Below are 14,980 nucleotides of genomic sequence, written 5' to 3'. Positions count from 1 at the left end.
TCCCTACTCTTCCTTCTTGTATGCGATGGCGCCTGCGTGGTGAACCGGCTTGAACGTCTGGGAAACCTTGTGCAGGGACTCCGAATGGCCCACGAGCAGGTAGCCGCCGGGGAGCAGGTTGTCGTAGAACGCCTGCACCACCTTGCGCTTCATGGCATCGTCGAAATAGATGATCACGTTTCGGCAGAAGACGATGTGCGACCTCGGCACCCGTTTCAGGGCCAGGGGGTCGTTGAGATTCATCTGGGTGAAGTTGACCAGCCGCTTGAGCCGGGGGTCGATCTCCCAGCCCGCCGGGACCGGCTTGAAGTACCGTGACCGGATCTCTTCCGGGGTGGTCTTGAAGGCGTATTCGCCGTAGACGCCGCTTCGGGCGCGGTTGATCATCTCCTCGGAGAGGTCCACGGCGGTGATGTTGATCCGCCACCGGGCGTATTCCATCTTGAGGGTCTCCAGCAGGAGGATGGCCAGGGTATAGGGCTCCTCGCCGGAAGAGCACCCCGCGGACCAGATGTTCAGTTCATACCGTCCGGCCCTGCGCTGCTCTTCCAGCTTTTCCTTGAGGATGACCTCCTGGAAGGCGGAGAGCTGCTTCATGTCCCGGCAGAAACTGGTCTCGTTGGTGGTGACCAGTTCGAAGAGCTGCTTGAGTTCCTGGTTCTGGCGGTCGAGCTTGAGATACTTGACGTAGTCGGAAAAGCTGGTCAGCCCCAGCTCTCCAAGCCGTTTGGAGAACCGGTTCTCGAACAGGTACTTACGCTTGACGTCAACGAAAATGCCGCTCTTTTCATAGATGAAGTCGCGCAGCTCGACAAACTCTTCATCCGTGATCCGAACGCTTTTCCGCAACGTCGAGGATTTGGAAAACAAAGAACCCATGCAATCTTGTCCTTAAAAGATATATCCACCGCCCGTCACGCCCCTGAAACACTCCCCCTGGGCGGTTCACGGCACGCTAGCCCGATATGTTACAAATAACAACTGATTGCCTAGTCAATAACGTAGGCCTGAAGAGGGAGCCTCCCGGACAGGACACGAATCGCCCCGCCGGCCAGGGCGGCCATTTCGGCCTCGCCGGGGATGACCTCGATGGGCGCGAGCCAGGACAGGCGGCGGGTCAGGTCGTCCACCAGGGTCCGGCTGCGCGCCAGGCCGCCCGTCAGGACCACGGCGGCCAGGTCGAGCCCGCCTTGGTCGCCCGCCAGGGCGGGTCCCATGGACGCGATGCACCGGGCGATGTTGTAGCCCATGCTGCGGTAGACCAGCTCCGCCCGTTCGTCGCCGTCCTCCACCCGGGCCAGGACCTCGCGCAGGTCGTTGGTTCCCAGATGGGCGATCAGCCCGCCGTGACGCAGGATGGTCTCCTTGAGCTCCGCCGGGGTGCGCTCGCCGCGCGCGATCATGTCCAGGACCGGCACCAGGGGCAGGGAGCCGGTCCGCTCCGGCGAGAACGGACCCTCGCCGTCCAGGGCGTTGATCACATCCACCACCCGGCCGTGTCGGTGCGCGCCGATGGAGATGCCGCCCCCAATGTGACAGACGATGAAGTTCGCGTCCTCGTACTCGATACCGAGCCTGCGTGCAACCAGCCGTGCCGTACCCCGCTGGTTCAGGGCGTGGAACAGGCTGCGCCGGTTCAGCCCCGGCATGCCGGTCAGCCGCGCCTCGTCCATGAGCTCGTCCGTGACCACCGGGTCCACCACGAAGGCGGGCGCTCCCCACTTGCGGGACAGGGCCAGGCCGAGCATCCCGCCGAGGTTGCAGGCGTGCTCGCCATACGTTGCGTTCGCCAGGTCGTGGACCATTTCGTCGGACACTTCGTAAACACCGCCCGGCAGGGCGCGCAGCAGGCCACCGCGCACGGACAAGGCCTCGATGTCGCCGGTGTCCACCCCCTCGCGGTCGAGGAAGGCGGTCACGTCGCGCAAACGCAGGTCGAACTGGTCCGCCACCCGCTCGAACGGGGCCAGCTCCTCGCGCAGGTGCTGGACCTCGGCCAGGGCCAAAGGCTCGCCCACGGGCAGGGAATTCTCGAATAATGCCAGCTTGGTGGAGGTGGAACCGGGGTTGATGACCAGGATGCTCATGCATTCCTCCGGGCCAGGACCGAGGCCAGGGCGATGGAGTGGAACTTGGACGCATCCGAATCGCCGCGCGACGGGACCACCACCGGCACCCGGCTGCCCACCACCACGGCGGCCATGGTGCAGCCGCACAGGGTGGACAGCGCCTTGTAGAGCACGTTGCCCGCCTCGATGTCCGGGGTCACCAGGATGTCCGCGTTGCCGGCCACCGGGCTGTCGAACCGCTTGGTGGCCGCCACCTCGCGGGACACGGCCAGGTCCAGGGACAGGGGGCCGAGCACCCGGGCGTCGCCGAACTCGCCCTGGCGGGCCATCTTGGTCAGGATATCCCCATCCAGAGTGGCGGGCATGGCGGGATAATTGATTTTCTCCGTTGCCGCCAGGATGGCGCAACGCGGTTCGCGCAGGCCCAGCGTCCGGGCCACGTCCAGAGCGTTCTTGAGGATGTCCACCTTGCGTTGCAGGGTGGGGGCGATGTTCACCCCGGGGTCGGTCATGAGCATCAGCCGCTTGTCCACGGGCGATTCGAAGACCGAGACGTGGCTCAGGATGCGCGAGGGGTGCGGCACGCCGGTCTCCTTGTTGAGCACCGCCTTGAGCAGGGTGGCCGTGGAGACCAGCCCCTTCATGATCAGCTGGGCCTCGCCTTCGCGAAACAGCCGGACCGCCTCGAACACGGCCCCGGCGTCGTCGGTGACGTGGATCTGCCGGAACGGGGAGATGTCCAGCCCGCGCTCGTCCGCGATGCGCCGGGTCTCGTCCATGTCGCCGATGAGGATCGGCTCGGCCACGCCGCGCGCATGGGCGTCCAGCCCGGCCCGGAGCACGAACCCCTCGGCGGACCGGGCGATGGCCACCTTGGGCATGGGGCCGTCGTGGTCCAGGGCGGCCTCCACCAGCTCGTGCAGGCTGGCTATGGGTTTGAAATCGGCCACTATTCGTCCCCGCGCTTGAGAGCGATCATCCCGGACCGGCACATGGACTTGATGCCGTAGGGGATGAGCATCTTGATCAGCCCGTCCACGCGCTCCTGGTCGCCGGACAGCTCCACGGTGACGGTCTCCTGGCCCATGCCCACCACGTTGGCCCGGAAAACCTCGAAGATCTGCATCAACTGGCCGGTCCGGGCCGGGTCCGTGGCCACCTTGATCATGACCAGCTCGCGGTCCACGAAATCCTTGCGCGACAGGTCGTCGAGCTGGATGACCGCGTCCAGGGACGCCAGGTAGCGCCCGATCTCGTCGATGGCCCCGTCGTCGCCGTCCACGCAGAGCACGATGCGCGAAACCTCGGGGTTCTCCGTCTCCCCGGCGGCCAGGGAAAGGATGTTGGCGTCATATTTGCCGCATTCCATGGCCATCATGGCCAGGACGCCCGGCTCGTTCCTGCAAAGGGCGGACAGTGTGCGTTTCAAGGGATCGCTCCTCGTTTCGGTGTCGGAAGTGCGGGCAGTGCCGCGACGCGAACGATACCCTATCCGCGTCCCGTTGCAAACCGGGGTATTGTTCCGTCCGGGCCGCGCTTTCGGCTGGCAACAATCCGCGCAGGCGTGTATAGTCTCCGGTATCGTGATTCACTATCTACGCGAAAAACGCTGGTTTTTCTTCACCTTGGCCATCCAGGCCGCAATGATGCTCCTGCCCGCCCCGGAAGGGGTCACGCCGGAGGGCTGGCGCGTGCTCGTCATGACCGTGGGCGCGACCATCCTGTTCATTACCGAGCCCATCCCCCTGCCCGCCGTGGCCCTGCTCATCATCCTGGGCCAGGTCTTCCTCCTCGGCCTGGACTCCTCGCTGGTGGCCAAGTCGCTGATGAAGGACTCGGTCCTGTTCATCATGGGCTCGCTCATGCTCGCCGTGGCCCTGGTCAAACAGAAGCTGGACAAGCGGCTGGCCCTGCTCATCGTCTCGGTCACCGGCAACAACGCCTACTCCATCGCCTTCGGGCTCTCCATCTTCTCCGGCCTGCTCGCCTCGTTCATCGGCGAACACACCGTGGCCGCCATGATGCTGCCCGTGGCCCTGTCGCTCATCCAGCTGGCCACCGACGACGAGAACCAGCGGCGCGCCCTGGCCGTGCTCTTCCTGTTTTCCATCTCCTACGCCTGCGCCATGGCGGGCATAGGCACCCCGTCCGGCGGCGCGCGCAACGCCATCATGATCGACTACCTGCGCGATTTCTTCTACGCGCCCGACGACCCGGCCACCTACGGCTATTCCGTGTCCTACCTGCACTGGATGATCTACGCCTACCCCATCTTCCTCATCCAGCTGCCGCTCATGCACGTCATCCTGCGCTTCACCTTCAAGACCGACGTCACGAACCTCGGCTCCGCCGTGGACCAGCTCAAGGAGCAGGTGGGCAGCGAAGGCGCGCTCACCGGCCGCCACTACGTGGCCATCTTCCTCTTTCTCCTGACCCTGGTCGGCTGGGTGGGGTTCTCGTCCAAGGTGGGCATGGGCACCATCGCCCTGCTCGGGGCGGTCCTCTTCCTGGTCACCGGCCTGGTCCGCTGGCAGGACCTCAACTCCGGCGTGAACTGGGGCGTGGTCCTGCTCTATGCCGCAGCCATCTCACTGGGCGTCCAGATGCGCGACACCGGCGCGGCCGCCTGGGTGGCGGGCATGTTCATGGACGGCCTGGCACCGCTGGGCATGGACTCCGGCCTCGGCCTGCTGGCCGCGGTCATGCTCCTGACCACCTTCATCACCAACACCATGAGCAACGGCGCGGCCGTGGCCGTGCTCGGCCCCATCGTCCTGGCCATCGCCATGGGCACGGAGACCAACCCCCTGGCCGTGGGCATGGTCACCGCCATCTCCAGCGCGTTTGCCTACTTCACGGTCATCGGCACCCCGGCCTCGACCATCGTCTACTCGTCCGGCTACCTGCGCCCCTCCGACTTCATGAAAGTGGGCTGGCGCATGGCGCTCATGTCCTTTATCGTGCTCCTGGCGGCATCGAAACTGTACTGGCCCCTTATCGGGCTGTAAGGAGATAAACATGACTCCGGACGACGGCAGACTGCGCATCCTCATCTCCATCGGCGGCGGCCCCGAGGCCTACACCGGGCTGCGCTACGCCGTGCGTCTCAGCAAGCAGACCTGCGCCCACATCGCCCTGCTCTACGTCCGGCCCCTGGACAGCGGCCTCAACTCCGGCGGCCTGGAAGTCCGCGTGGCCCGCGAAAACATCCTGGACTGGGGGCTGGAACTGCCCGGGCTGCGCCAGCTCAAACGCGGCCGCGACATCCTGGTGGAGCTGGGCGAGATCGCACCCGGCACCAGCCAGGAATGGAAACACCGCGAACTGTCCGGCGACCCTGCCGGGGAATACGTCCGCGAATACGTCAACCCTTGCGGCGGGACCATCTCCCTGCGGCTGCGCACCGCCTCGGACGTGACCACCGCCGTGACCGACGAGGCCGAACGGTTCAACGCCGACATCGTCATCGTGGGCGCATCGCCCGAACCCATGACCGGGCTGAAGAAATTCTTCTCCCGCAAACCCCTGGCACTCAAGATCGCGGCCCACGCCAAATGCTCGGTCATCGTCGCCCGGCACCTCGACCCCGGTCGCGGACACATCGTCTGCGTCCAGGATACCGACCAGTCCCGGGACATGCTGCCCGAAGCCGTGCGCCATGCCCAGGCCTGCCAATGCCCGGTCACCATCCTTTCCGTGGCCCCCACCCGCGAAGGACTGCCCTCGGCGCACAACGCCGCGGACCACGCCGCCGCCTTCTTCCGCGAACACGGCATCAACCCCGTGGAAACCATCGTCGAAACCGGCGACATCGTCGAAACCATCATCACCATCGGCTACGACTACTCCCTCATCGTCGCCTCCGAATCCCTCAAACCCTGGTTCGCCAAAGGATTCAGCGTGTCCCACGAAGTCGCGGAAAAAGCCCGCAACTCCGTCATGATCGTGAAATAGGGATAATGAATGATGAATGATGCCTCCGGCGGTCGGGGGAAGGGGAGAGGGGAAACTTTTGGAAAAGTTTCCCCTCTCCCCTTCCCCCGAACCCCCAACCCCTCTCCTCTTCAAAACTTTTTGGGTGCCTTCGGCAGGTCCGTGCGGGAGCGGCAGGGCGAGTGTCGGAGGGGGGCTAAAGGTTGTTGGTCTTTGCGGCCTTTTCGGGCTCTGTCCTGGTGAGAAGCTCTGCTAACCGAGTTCAGACTCTTCCAATAAAAACCCGCGATTTGGGGCGGAAAAAACGGCGTGCCTCGTTCCGTGAAGCGGCACGTCGTGTGGTCCGTTTTTTCCGCCCCAAATCGCCAACCGGCACGGCGGAAGGCGTCCCGCGCGGCCCTTCCGCGCCGCACGCACCCGAGCGAAGCGAGCGATGGGATTCTCAAGGCCCTCGGCCTTGAGCGGGTCCAGGGCAGCGCCCTGGTCTCCCCGAAGGGGCCGCCGGAGGCTTTCCCCTTAGCCGAGTCGCCGCGCGAACTCCGACACGATGATGGCCCCGGCCTGGGCGACGTTGAGGGAGTCGAATTCGCGTTGAAAGGGGATGTGGAGGGAGTGGTGGGCGAACTTGGCGACGCCGGGGCGGACGCCTTTTTCCTCGTTGCCGAGGATGAGCACGGCGGGGGTTTCGAGGTCGGCGGTATAGACATTGTCGGAATCGGAGGTCATGCGGGCGCAGTAGAGGGTATAGTCGTAGTTGACGCAGTCCTTCATGGCATTGGCGAGGTTGCCGACCTTGGCCACGGGCAGTTGGGTGAGCGCCCCGGCGGAGGAGCGCACGGCCCCGGCCCCGATGTAGGCTCCGTGGTGCTGGCAGACGATGAGTCCGGCCCCGCCCAGGGCGTGGACGGTGCGGGCGAGCACGCCGACGTTGCCGGTATCCTGGACCTGGTCCAGGGCCACGATGAGCGGCAGGGGCGCTTCGGTTGCGATTTCGAGCAGTTTTTCGAGCGGCACGTAGTCCAGCGCGGCGCAGCGCGCGGCCACGCCCTGGTGGTTGCCCCGGTACATGTAGTCCAGGTCCTTGGGTCCCACGGACTTGTAGGGCACGTTTTGGGTCCGGCACAGCTCCAGGATTTCTTCCATGGCCTGGTCGCGGCGTCCCTTTCGGAAGGCGACAAAATCCACCTTCTGTGGACTATCCAGCAGGAGTTCCTTGACCGGCTTGTTGCCAACTACGTATATTTTCCCGTCTTTCTTGTCGCGGTCGTGATCTTGCATGAACTCGTCCTTGTGGGTATCACGGCAAAAAGTTGCACATGGTTGCGTTTGCCAAGGCGCTCTAGTAGGCGTTTATCGCTCCTATTGCAATCTATGGCAAGGTACGCTAGCTGAAGTTCACGCACGAGTACGGGTTGAGATTTTTTCTAGACTTTTCAATCTGAAACTAATCTGATAATGGTGTGCGGAAGTCGGAGGATGGCTTGAAAGCAATCAACTACGCAAAATTACTCGTGATGGGTCTGTTCATCGCGATGTTGGCCGCGGGCTGCTCGACCAAGACGGCGCCCGTGGACCCGGCTCCCGTCGAGGAGCAGGTTTCCGAGAACCAGGTGCCGGAGGATGCCGAGGCGCTTGAACCGGAGATCGCGGCCGCCCCGGAGGTGGCCCCCGGCGAGGACCTGACCCAGACCGAGCAGGCGGTGCTGAACCAGCGGTTCGGCCTGTTGTTCGACCTGGAGCCCCATGAGAATGAAGAGGTGGAACTCTTCTTCACCTATTACAACCACAAGGCGCGCAAGACCATGGCGCGGTGGCTGGAACGTTCCCAGCCCTACCTGCCCTATGTGCGCCGCGTCTTCACCCAGTACGGGCTGCCCCAGGACCTGGTCCTGCTGCCCTTTGTCGAATCCGGGTACAACGTCAAGGCCTATTCCTGGGCCGGGGCGGGCGGCATGTGGCAGTTCATGCGCGGCACGGGCCGCCTGTACGGACTGAAGTCCGACTGGTGGATCGACGAGCGCCGCGACCCCTACAAGGCCACGGACGCCGCCGCACGCCACCTGAAGGACCTGTACGACAAATTCGGCGACTGGTACCTGGCGCTGGCCGCCTACAACGCGGGCGAAGGCAAGATTTCCCGCGCCCTGAAGCAGGCCGGATGCGACGACTTCTTCGAGCTGACCGAGAAGAACCGCAAGCTGTCGCGGCGCATCCGGCTGAAGCAGGAGACCCGGCACTACGTTCCCAAGTTCATCGCCATTTCCAAGATCTTCCAGAACCTTGACACCCTCGGCTTCGAGCCGGTGTCCTGGGACATGGAAGACGAGGTCACCGAGGTCAAGGTGCCCGGCGGCACCGATCTCCTGGCCCTGGCCCGCGCGGGCAACATGTCCTGGAAGGAATTCCACGACCTGAACCCCGCCTTCCGCCGCCAGGTCAGCCCGCCGCACATGGAGGCCGTGGCCTACCTGCCCGCGGACAAGGCGGACAAGATGATCGCCTACCTGGCCGAGCCCGGCTCCCGGCCCTATGCGGGCTACACCCGCTACCGCGTGCGCTCCGGCGACTCCTGGTGGCGCATCTCCCGGCGCTACGGCGTGCCCATCAACGTGCTCAAGTCCGTGAACAACACCCGTTCCAACACCCTGCGCCCCGGCCAGTACGTGATGGTCCCGGGCAACGGCTCCAAGACCAGCGTGGCCGAGGCGTCCATGGTGTCCACCTCCACGGCCAAGACCAGGGCCATCGCCAACGAGCGCGGCAACTACGTGGTCCGTTCCGGCGACACCCTGTGGACCATCTCCCAGTCCTTCGGGACCACGGTGAACACCCTCAAGAAGGCCAACGGGCTGCGCTCCAGCCGCCTCAAGGTCGGCCAGAAGTTGTACATCCCCAACAGCTCCAACGCCGCCACCAAGCAGGCGGTCAAGGAAGCCGAGATGGTCAAGGCCCAGCTGGTCCACTACAAGGTCCGCCGGGGCGACAACCTGTACTCCATCTCCCGCAAGTTCGGAGTCAAGGTCTCCGACCTCTGCCGCTGGAACTCCCTCTCGGCCAAGGCCACCATCTACGCCGGGCAGAAGCTCAAGGTCTACGTCCAGTAGCCCGCCGACAAGACTACCCAAAAGGGGCGCTCCTGCTGAGCGCCCCTTTTTTTTGCCTCCGGGTCCCCATCGTCCCTCCCAAACTCTTTGTCGCCGCTTCGCGGGGCCGGTTGCGTATTGTTTGATGGGGGAAGAGCGGGTAGGGTACGGGAAAAGTGAACCGGGAGGGTGTGGTGGCCAAATATCCGCGTGTTTCCTGTACGTTGCTGTCCGGTGACGAGCCCATACAGATGGAGGGGCGTGCGTCCGGCCTGACCCTTCTCGACTTCTGGCGCTGGCAGGGCTCGCGTCTCCCGGACAACGCCCTTCGCGGATTGCTGGCCGAGTTCTTCGTCGCCCGGAGCCTGGGCTGTGCAGACCAGCCGAGGCTGGAGTGGGACAGCTGCGACTGCAGAACGGAAACCGGAGCCAGGGTCGAAGTCAAATCCGCCGCCTATTTCCAATCCTGGGACCAGGAGAAGCCCGCCGCCATCACGTTCGGCATCAAGCCCCGACGATCCTGGGAAGCCGCCACCAACACGCTCTCCGAGGCCGCTTCCCGCAATGCCGACGTCTACGTCTTCTGCCTGCTCTCCCACCGGGACAAATCCACCATAAACCCCCTGGACCTGGATCAATGGGATTTCTATGTGGTCGCCACCAAGCGCCTGGACACGGAGATCCTGAACCAGCAAACCATCACCCTGGCATCCCTGTTGAACCGCTTCGCGCCCCAACGCCTCGCGTACAAGGACCTGAAACAGGCCATCCTCGCGGCGGCCGACGAATAACCCCCTCTGTCCCGCCACGGAGCGTCATCGCCCTTTCTTTCGAAGCGTCTTTAGGGCGCGCCCCAAACAGCTGCTTTCATACCCCGCAGCCCCATCTGAAGGCCCTCTCCGGGAACGTCTTTGAGGCAAAGCCTCAAACAGAGGCTCTCCTACCCCGAAGTCCCGTACGAAGGCCCCTCTTCTTTCGCCCTTCGTACCGTCAAACAGCAGGGAGCGAGCCCTGTTCCGGACGCCTAGAAGCCGACCGCGAAGGGGCGGCGGCTCCGCTCCCGTGGCCCGAAGGTATTCCATAAAAGGTCCGTTCCCGTGGAGACTCGCGCTCTACTTTTGATCGGATGGAGCCGCCCCGAGCGGATCGGATTCTCAGCGGCCAAACCCGGGCGGTGGGCTCCCCCCAAGGCGTTTCTTTGGTTCTTTCTTTTCGCCCGGAAAAGAAAGAACCCCGCCGGGAGGGCTCCAAAAGACTCGGAGGAGCGACAGCGACGGCTCTCTCTTCCTCTTCCTTTTGACCAAAAAAAAGCGCCCTACAGGCGCATCGCAACAAAAAAAATCAAAAAAGCGGGCGCGGCCCGCCGGCCGCTAAATGATCTCCGCCCCGCTCAACACCGCCACAAACCGCTTGAAAATGTTCATATCCACATTCTCCCGCATTTCGTTGCGGATCAGCGACAACGCCTCATACGGCTGCATGGCCTCGGCGTACGGCCGCTCCGAAGTCAGCGCGTCATAGATGTCGGACAGGGAAATGATCCGCACCGGCATGGGCACGTTGTCCCCCTTGATCCCGGCGGGATATCCGGCCCCGTCCAGCGTCTCGTGGTGGAACAGGATGCAGTTGATGGTGTTCTGGGTCATGGGCAGGTGCGCGCACATGGACACCCCGTGCACCGGATGCTCCTTGATGATCTCGCGTTCCGCCTGGGTCAGCGGCCCGCGCTTGTTCAGGATGCGCTTGGGGATCTTGGCCTTGCCCACGTCGTGCAGCAGCGCGCCCAGCCCGTACTCGAAGACCTCGGTCTCGGTCATCTCGTAGGTGTGGAACAGGGCCACGGAATACACGAACACGTGCATGCAGTGGGTGTAAGTCTTGTAGTCGTGGGAGATGAACGGGGCCACGGCGGACAGGGAGTTGTCCTTGGCCAGGAACCGGATGGAGCTCTTGACGATGTCGGTGATGCGGTCGAAATGGCGGGCGCGAAGGGCGCTGGGCAGCTTGCGGTCGAACACGTCCTGCATGACCACGGTGGACGCTTCGAAGAAGATGCGCGACCGAACGTCGATGGGCAGGTTTTCGTCCAGCAGGATCTTGCCCAGGTTGTTCTCGATGTATTTTTCGTACTGGGCGCGCTCGGAGCCGAGGACATACACCTCCTTGACCCCGTTCTTGTACAGGGTCTGCCGGTGGCGCGAAGTGAATCGTTGGCCCGACGAGGTGTAGAGGACAAAGTCCCCTCCCTGCCAGAGGTAGACGGAGAAGTTCCCCAACGCCTCCGGGAAAAGCATCACCGGAGAGACGGGAAAGTAGGACGCCGGCCTCCCGGCGTGGGTATTCGCATCCATCACCCGAACCCATATAGTATTACCATGCGGAACGCTAGTAAAAATCGTGATATTGTCTAGAAGATAGAGAAAAACAACAGACTTGCGGTCGGTTGCGGATGGTTGCGGTCGGAATTTCCACCGTTCCGGGTCGCTCGGTTCACGCAACCGGCAGCGGGACGAACGCCCACGGTTCGAACGGAAGGACGCGCCGATTTCTTGAACAAAGGATGCAAACGGGTTAGGGTCCGCCATACCCGGAGGAGGGTCCCATGAAACGCATCCTGTTGAGCTGCCTGCTGGTGTTGGTCGCGGTCGTTCCCGCGTGGGCCGGAGAGTCCCTGCTCTTCTTGACGGACCAGGATTTCGCGCCCTATTCCATGATCGTGGCCGGCCAGCCGTCGGGCATCGACGTGGACGTCCTGAGCGAGGCGGCCAAGCGGTCCGGGCTGGACCTGACCATCAAGGCCGTGCCGCTCAAGTCCATGCTCGACGCGATCCGGAACGGAAGCTGCGACGGGGCGGTCTCCCTGTTCCGCTCCCCGGACCGGGAGCAGTTCGCCCTGTTCATGGAGGCGGTGCCGGTCCACCTGAGCGACTACGTGCTCTTCACCAAGGTGGGCAACCGCATTCCCTTTGCCGAATACCAGGACCTCAAGGGCAAGGTAATCGGGTACGTCGGCGGCGTGGACCTGGGACCGGATTTCGAGGCCGCCCGCAAGCAGGGCGACATGCTCGTCAAGGAATACAGGGACCTGCGGGACATGGTGGCCGGACTGCTCGGCGGCGAAATAGACGCCTTTGCCGGGAACATCGACGTCACCTACTACCGGCTCAAGGACATGGGGCTGACCAGCACCATCGTCTATCTGCCGCGCAAGATCCTGACCGGCAAGCCTTCCTACGCGGTCCTGTCCCGCGCCTCCGCGCTGAAGGGAAAGGACTCGGTGGCCCAGAAGCTGGAGAAGGCGCTGGACGACATGCACAAGGACGGGACCTACAACACCCTGGCCCGACACTACCTGATCCGTTTCTAGGAGGACTTCGGTCCCTGCACCCGTTGCACGGCCCCGAGGGCGGGCAGGGTGAAGATGAACTTGCTTCCCCGATCCACGCGGCGCTCGGCCCAGATGTGCCCGCCGTGGCCTTCGATGATGTGCTTGCAGATGGGCAGCCCCAGCCCGGTCCCCCTGGGCCGGTCGGACAGCCCGTCGCTGACCTGGGTGAACTCCTCGAAAACGGACTCCAACATCTCTTTCGGGATGCCGACCCCGGTATCGGCCACGCTGACGCGCACGCTGTTCCCCACCCTGCGGGCGGAGCAGGTGACCATCCCCTTGCTGGTAAACTTCACGGCGTTGGAGAAGAGGTTGACCATGACCTGGATGAGCCGGTCCATGTCCGCCAGCACAAGGGGCAGGTCCGGCTCCACGTCCAGCAGCAACACCAGCCGGGCGTCCTCGAACAGGGAAGAGGTGGCGTCCACGGACTTGGTGATGAACTCCTCGGGGCGGACCTCGACCTTGGCGTATTTGATCTTGTTGGCCTCCATCTTGGCCAGGTCCAGGACGTCGTTGATCAGGGAGGTCAGCCGCTGGCCTTCGCTGGCGATAATCTCCAGGTTCTTGCCGATGACCTCCATTTCACGGCCGAGCTTCTCGTCTTCGTTGCCCTGCAGGGCCGGGAACACGGTATCGGTGAGCTTTTTGCGGATGATCTTGGCGAACCCGAGGACCGCGGTCAGCGGGGTGCGCAGCTCATGGGAGACGATGGACAGAAATTCGGACTTGGCCCGGTTGGCCCGGTCCAGCTCCTTTGTCCGCTCGCGCACCCGCAGCTCCAGCAGGTCGTGGGACTGCTTCAGGGCCAGCTCGTTGCGTTTGCGCTCGCTGATGTTCCTGGCCACGATGATCGCCTGACGCTCGTCGCGGAAGGAGACCAGGGAGAGGGTCATGTCCACCGGGACGGGAATCCCGCCCTTGTCGCCCGGGCAGCGGAATTCGGTTTCCAGCCGGATGGTCTTGCTCTCGTTGTTGAACAGGTTGTCGGCGTGCCGCCGGATGTGATCGGGCAGGATGTCCTTGAACTGCATGCCCCGGATGGCGTCGCCGCTGCACCGCAGCAGGGTGTCCGCCGCCCCGGAGATGTCGATGACCCGTCCGGAATCGACGTCCACGACGAAGATGGCGTCGTTGACCCGGTCCAGAAGCGCGCGAAAGTGCTCAAGCTCGTCCAGGCGGCTCTTGAGCTCCGGGTAATAGCTCTTGCTGATGGACCGTTTGCCCAGGCCGATGAGCTTCTCGCGCTCGGAGGCCGGGTCCGGCTGCCGGTCAGCAGCTTTGCTTGAATATTTCGATGACGTCATCTGCGGTCGGTTGTTTCGGGTTGGTCAGCATGCAGGCGTCGGCCAGGGCGTTCCGCGCCAGCACCGGCAGATCCTCGTCGGTCATGCCCAGTTCGCAGAGGCCGACCGTCACGCCCGCCTCCCGCTTGAGCGTCCTGACGGCCTCGAGGGTCTTTGCCTTGACCAGGGCGGGGTCGTCTTCCGCACGGATGTCCGCGCCCAGGAGGCTCCCCAGGCGGGCGTATTTCATCGGTTCGGCATCGTAGTTGTACTCGATGACGTGATCCAGGAGGATGGCGTTGCACAGCCCGTGGGGCATGTCGAGCAGCCCGCCCAGGCTGTGGGCCATGGCGTGGACCGCGCCCAGGATGGCGTTGGAGAAGGCCAGCCCCGCATAGGTCGAGGCGAGCATCATGCCGGTCCGCGCTTCCATATTGTCCGGTTCGCGGACCGCGCGGAGCAGATGGAGCCGGATGAGGCGCATGGCCTCCACGGCGTTGAGGTCCGTGATAGCCGAGGACGCGTTGGAAGCAAAGGCCTCTGCGGCGTGGGTCAGGGCGTCCAGCCCGGTGTGGGCGGTCAGCTCCTCGCCCATGGTCAGGGTCAGCAGCGGGTCGATCAGGGCCAGGTCCGGGACCATGGTCTTGGACACGATGGCGATCTTCACCTTGCGGTCGGTGTCGTTGATGATGGCGAACTGAGAGATGTCAGCGGCGGTTCCGGCGGTGGTCGGGATGCAAATCAACGGCGGGCCGGGCCGTTCGACCCGGTCCACGCCCTCGAACTCGAGCACGTGGCGTTCGTTGGTGCAGACGATGCCGATGGCCTTGGCGCAGTCCATAGGCGAACCGCCGCCCACGGCCACCAGGGCGTCGCATCCCTCGCGGCGGAAGAGCTCAGCCCCGGCCATGACCTCGGCGTGGCGGGGGTTGGGGGAGACGTCGGAAAACACGGTGCAGGCCACCCCTTCGCGCCGCAGACTGTCCGCAACCATGCCGGGGAACCCCAAGGTCTCCAGCACCGGCCCGGTGACCACCAGGGCCTTCTTGATGGACAGGTTGGCGGCGTATTGCCCGGCGAGCATGGCCGCGCCCGCCCCGAAAACGAATTCCGGGGCCACGAATTTCCTGAGTTCGGAATAGTCCTGATCCTGCATGGACTTCCTCCCTGCTTTGGGGAGAATCCGCCCGGCGGCCTTCCCTCCGCGCGATTTTCACCTCA

At 64.1% G+C, this 14,980-nt stretch carries 13 protein-coding genes; 5 read left to right on the top strand and 8 right to left on the bottom strand.

The features are described from left to right. Window positions 1–3 precede the first annotated feature (3 nt). The 4 genes from AWY79_RS03165 to ilvN form a co-directional block, all read right to left on the bottom strand. Entirely contained in the window at window positions 4–879 is an 876-nt protein-coding gene (locus AWY79_RS03165; protein ID WP_066800169.1) for a CheR family methyltransferase, read from the bottom strand. Between the two features lie 110 nt (window positions 880–989). Next, on the bottom strand, window positions 990–2,087 hold the full coding sequence (gene buk, locus AWY79_RS03160) for a butyrate kinase (protein ID WP_066800168.1): 1,098 nt from the start codon (window positions 2,085–2,087) through the stop codon (window positions 990–992). Continuing rightward, window positions 2,084–3,019 (bottom strand): bifunctional enoyl-CoA hydratase/phosphate acetyltransferase, encoded by a 936-nt coding sequence (locus tag AWY79_RS03155; RefSeq protein WP_066800163.1) that lies wholly within the window; start codon window positions 3,017–3,019, stop codon window positions 2,084–2,086. The genes buk and AWY79_RS03155 overlap by 4 nt, the downstream gene beginning before the upstream one ends. Next, complete coding sequence (ilvN, locus tag AWY79_RS03150) at window positions 3,019–3,498, bottom strand: acetolactate synthase small subunit (protein WP_066800160.1); 480 nt, start codon at window positions 3,496–3,498, stop codon at window positions 3,019–3,021. Before ilvN ends, AWY79_RS03155 begins: the two co-directional genes overlap by 1 nt. A 154-nt stretch (window positions 3,499–3,652) precedes the next feature. Between ilvN and AWY79_RS03145 the strand changes: the two genes are divergently transcribed. After that, window positions 3,653–5,077, top strand: a complete 1,425-nt coding sequence (locus AWY79_RS03145; protein WP_066800157.1) for an SLC13 family permease — start codon at window positions 3,653–3,655, stop codon at window positions 5,075–5,077. 10 nt (window positions 5,078–5,087) lie between these two features. Continuing rightward, a complete protein-coding gene (locus tag AWY79_RS03140; protein ID WP_066800154.1) occupies window positions 5,088–6,023 on the top strand; it encodes a universal stress protein in 936 nt (311 codons plus the stop codon). A gap of 495 nt (window positions 6,024–6,518) precedes the next feature. Here the strand turns inward: AWY79_RS03140 and AWY79_RS03135 are convergent, their stop codons facing one another. Further along, window positions 6,519–7,280, bottom strand: coding sequence for a TrmH family RNA methyltransferase (locus AWY79_RS03135; RefSeq protein ID WP_066800151.1), 762 nt, complete (start codon window positions 7,278–7,280; stop codon window positions 6,519–6,521). A gap of 236 nt (window positions 7,281–7,516) precedes the next feature. Here AWY79_RS03135 and AWY79_RS03130 point away from each other — a divergent pair, with 236 nt between their 5' ends. Together AWY79_RS03130 and AWY79_RS03125 are read left to right on the top strand one after the other, a co-directional pair. Then, window positions 7,517–9,106 (top strand): lytic transglycosylase domain-containing protein, encoded by a 1,590-nt coding sequence (locus AWY79_RS03130; RefSeq protein WP_066806949.1) that lies wholly within the window; start codon window positions 7,517–7,519, stop codon window positions 9,104–9,106. A 173-nt stretch (window positions 9,107–9,279) separates the two neighbouring features. Continuing rightward, window positions 9,280–9,876, top strand: a complete 597-nt coding sequence (locus AWY79_RS03125; protein WP_199533833.1) for a hypothetical protein — start codon at window positions 9,280–9,282, stop codon at window positions 9,874–9,876. Between the two features lie 579 nt (window positions 9,877–10,455). Here the strand turns inward: AWY79_RS03125 and AWY79_RS03120 are convergent. Continuing rightward, the gene (locus AWY79_RS03120) at window positions 10,456–11,379 is read right to left on the bottom strand and encodes an HD-GYP domain-containing protein (RefSeq protein WP_233491038.1); all 924 of its coding nucleotides are present in this window, start codon (window positions 11,377–11,379) and stop codon (window positions 10,456–10,458) included. A gap of 308 nt (window positions 11,380–11,687) precedes the next feature. Between AWY79_RS03120 and AWY79_RS03115 the strand changes: the two genes are divergently transcribed. Then, complete coding sequence (locus tag AWY79_RS03115; RefSeq protein WP_066800142.1) at window positions 11,688–12,452, top strand: substrate-binding periplasmic protein; 765 nt, start codon at window positions 11,688–11,690, stop codon at window positions 12,450–12,452. Here AWY79_RS03115 and AWY79_RS03110 read toward each other — a convergent pair. Together AWY79_RS03110 and ercA are read right to left on the bottom strand one after the other, a co-directional pair. Then, window positions 12,449–13,780, bottom strand: a complete 1,332-nt coding sequence (locus AWY79_RS03110; RefSeq protein WP_066800139.1) for a PAS domain-containing sensor histidine kinase — start codon at window positions 13,778–13,780, stop codon at window positions 12,449–12,451. The genes AWY79_RS03115 and AWY79_RS03110 overlap by 4 nt on opposite strands. Then, entirely contained in the window at window positions 13,746–14,915 is a 1,170-nt protein-coding gene (gene ercA, locus AWY79_RS03105; RefSeq protein WP_066800137.1) for an alcohol dehydrogenase-like regulatory protein ErcA, read from the bottom strand. The genes AWY79_RS03110 and ercA overlap by 35 nt, the downstream gene beginning before the upstream one ends. Window positions 14,916–14,980 lie beyond the last annotated feature (65 nt).

The sequence above is a fragment of the Pseudodesulfovibrio indicus genome, from assembly GCF_001563225.1.
GTDB lineage: Bacteria > Desulfobacterota > Desulfovibrionia > Desulfovibrionales > Desulfovibrionaceae > Pseudodesulfovibrio > Pseudodesulfovibrio indicus.
The sequence above is the reverse complement of the archived record's forward strand: the minus strand, read 5'-3'. Positions and strand labels throughout refer to the sequence as shown.

What these genes read in the sequence shown, in the direction of transcription:
- ercA (WP_066800137.1), bottom strand. Translation starts at nt 14,915, where the DNA reads ATGCAGGATCAGGACTATTCCGAACTCAGGAAATTCGTGGCCCCGGAA.
- AWY79_RS03110 (WP_066800139.1), bottom strand. Translation starts at nt 13,780, where the DNA reads ATGACGTCATCGAAATATTCAAGCAAAGCTGCTGACCGGCAGCCGGAC.
- AWY79_RS03165 (WP_066800169.1), bottom strand. Translation starts at nt 879, where the DNA reads ATGGGTTCTTTGTTTTCCAAATCCTCGACGTTGCGGAAAAGCGTTCGG.
- AWY79_RS03140 (WP_066800154.1), top strand. Translation starts at nt 5,088, where the DNA reads ATGACTCCGGACGACGGCAGACTGCGCATCCTCATCTCCATCGGCGGC.
- AWY79_RS03130 (WP_066806949.1), top strand. Translation starts at nt 7,517, where the DNA reads ATGGGTCTGTTCATCGCGATGTTGGCCGCGGGCTGCTCGACCAAGACG.
- AWY79_RS03115 (WP_066800142.1), top strand. Translation starts at nt 11,688, where the DNA reads ATGAAACGCATCCTGTTGAGCTGCCTGCTGGTGTTGGTCGCGGTCGTT.
- AWY79_RS03135 (WP_066800151.1), bottom strand. Translation starts at nt 7,280, where the DNA reads ATGCAAGATCACGACCGCGACAAGAAAGACGGGAAAATATACGTAGTT.
- buk (WP_066800168.1), bottom strand. Translation starts at nt 2,087, where the DNA reads ATGAGCATCCTGGTCATCAACCCCGGTTCCACCTCCACCAAGCTGGCA.
- AWY79_RS03120 (WP_233491038.1), bottom strand. Translation starts at nt 11,379, where the DNA reads ATGCTTTTCCCGGAGGCGTTGGGGAACTTCTCCGTCTACCTCTGGCAG.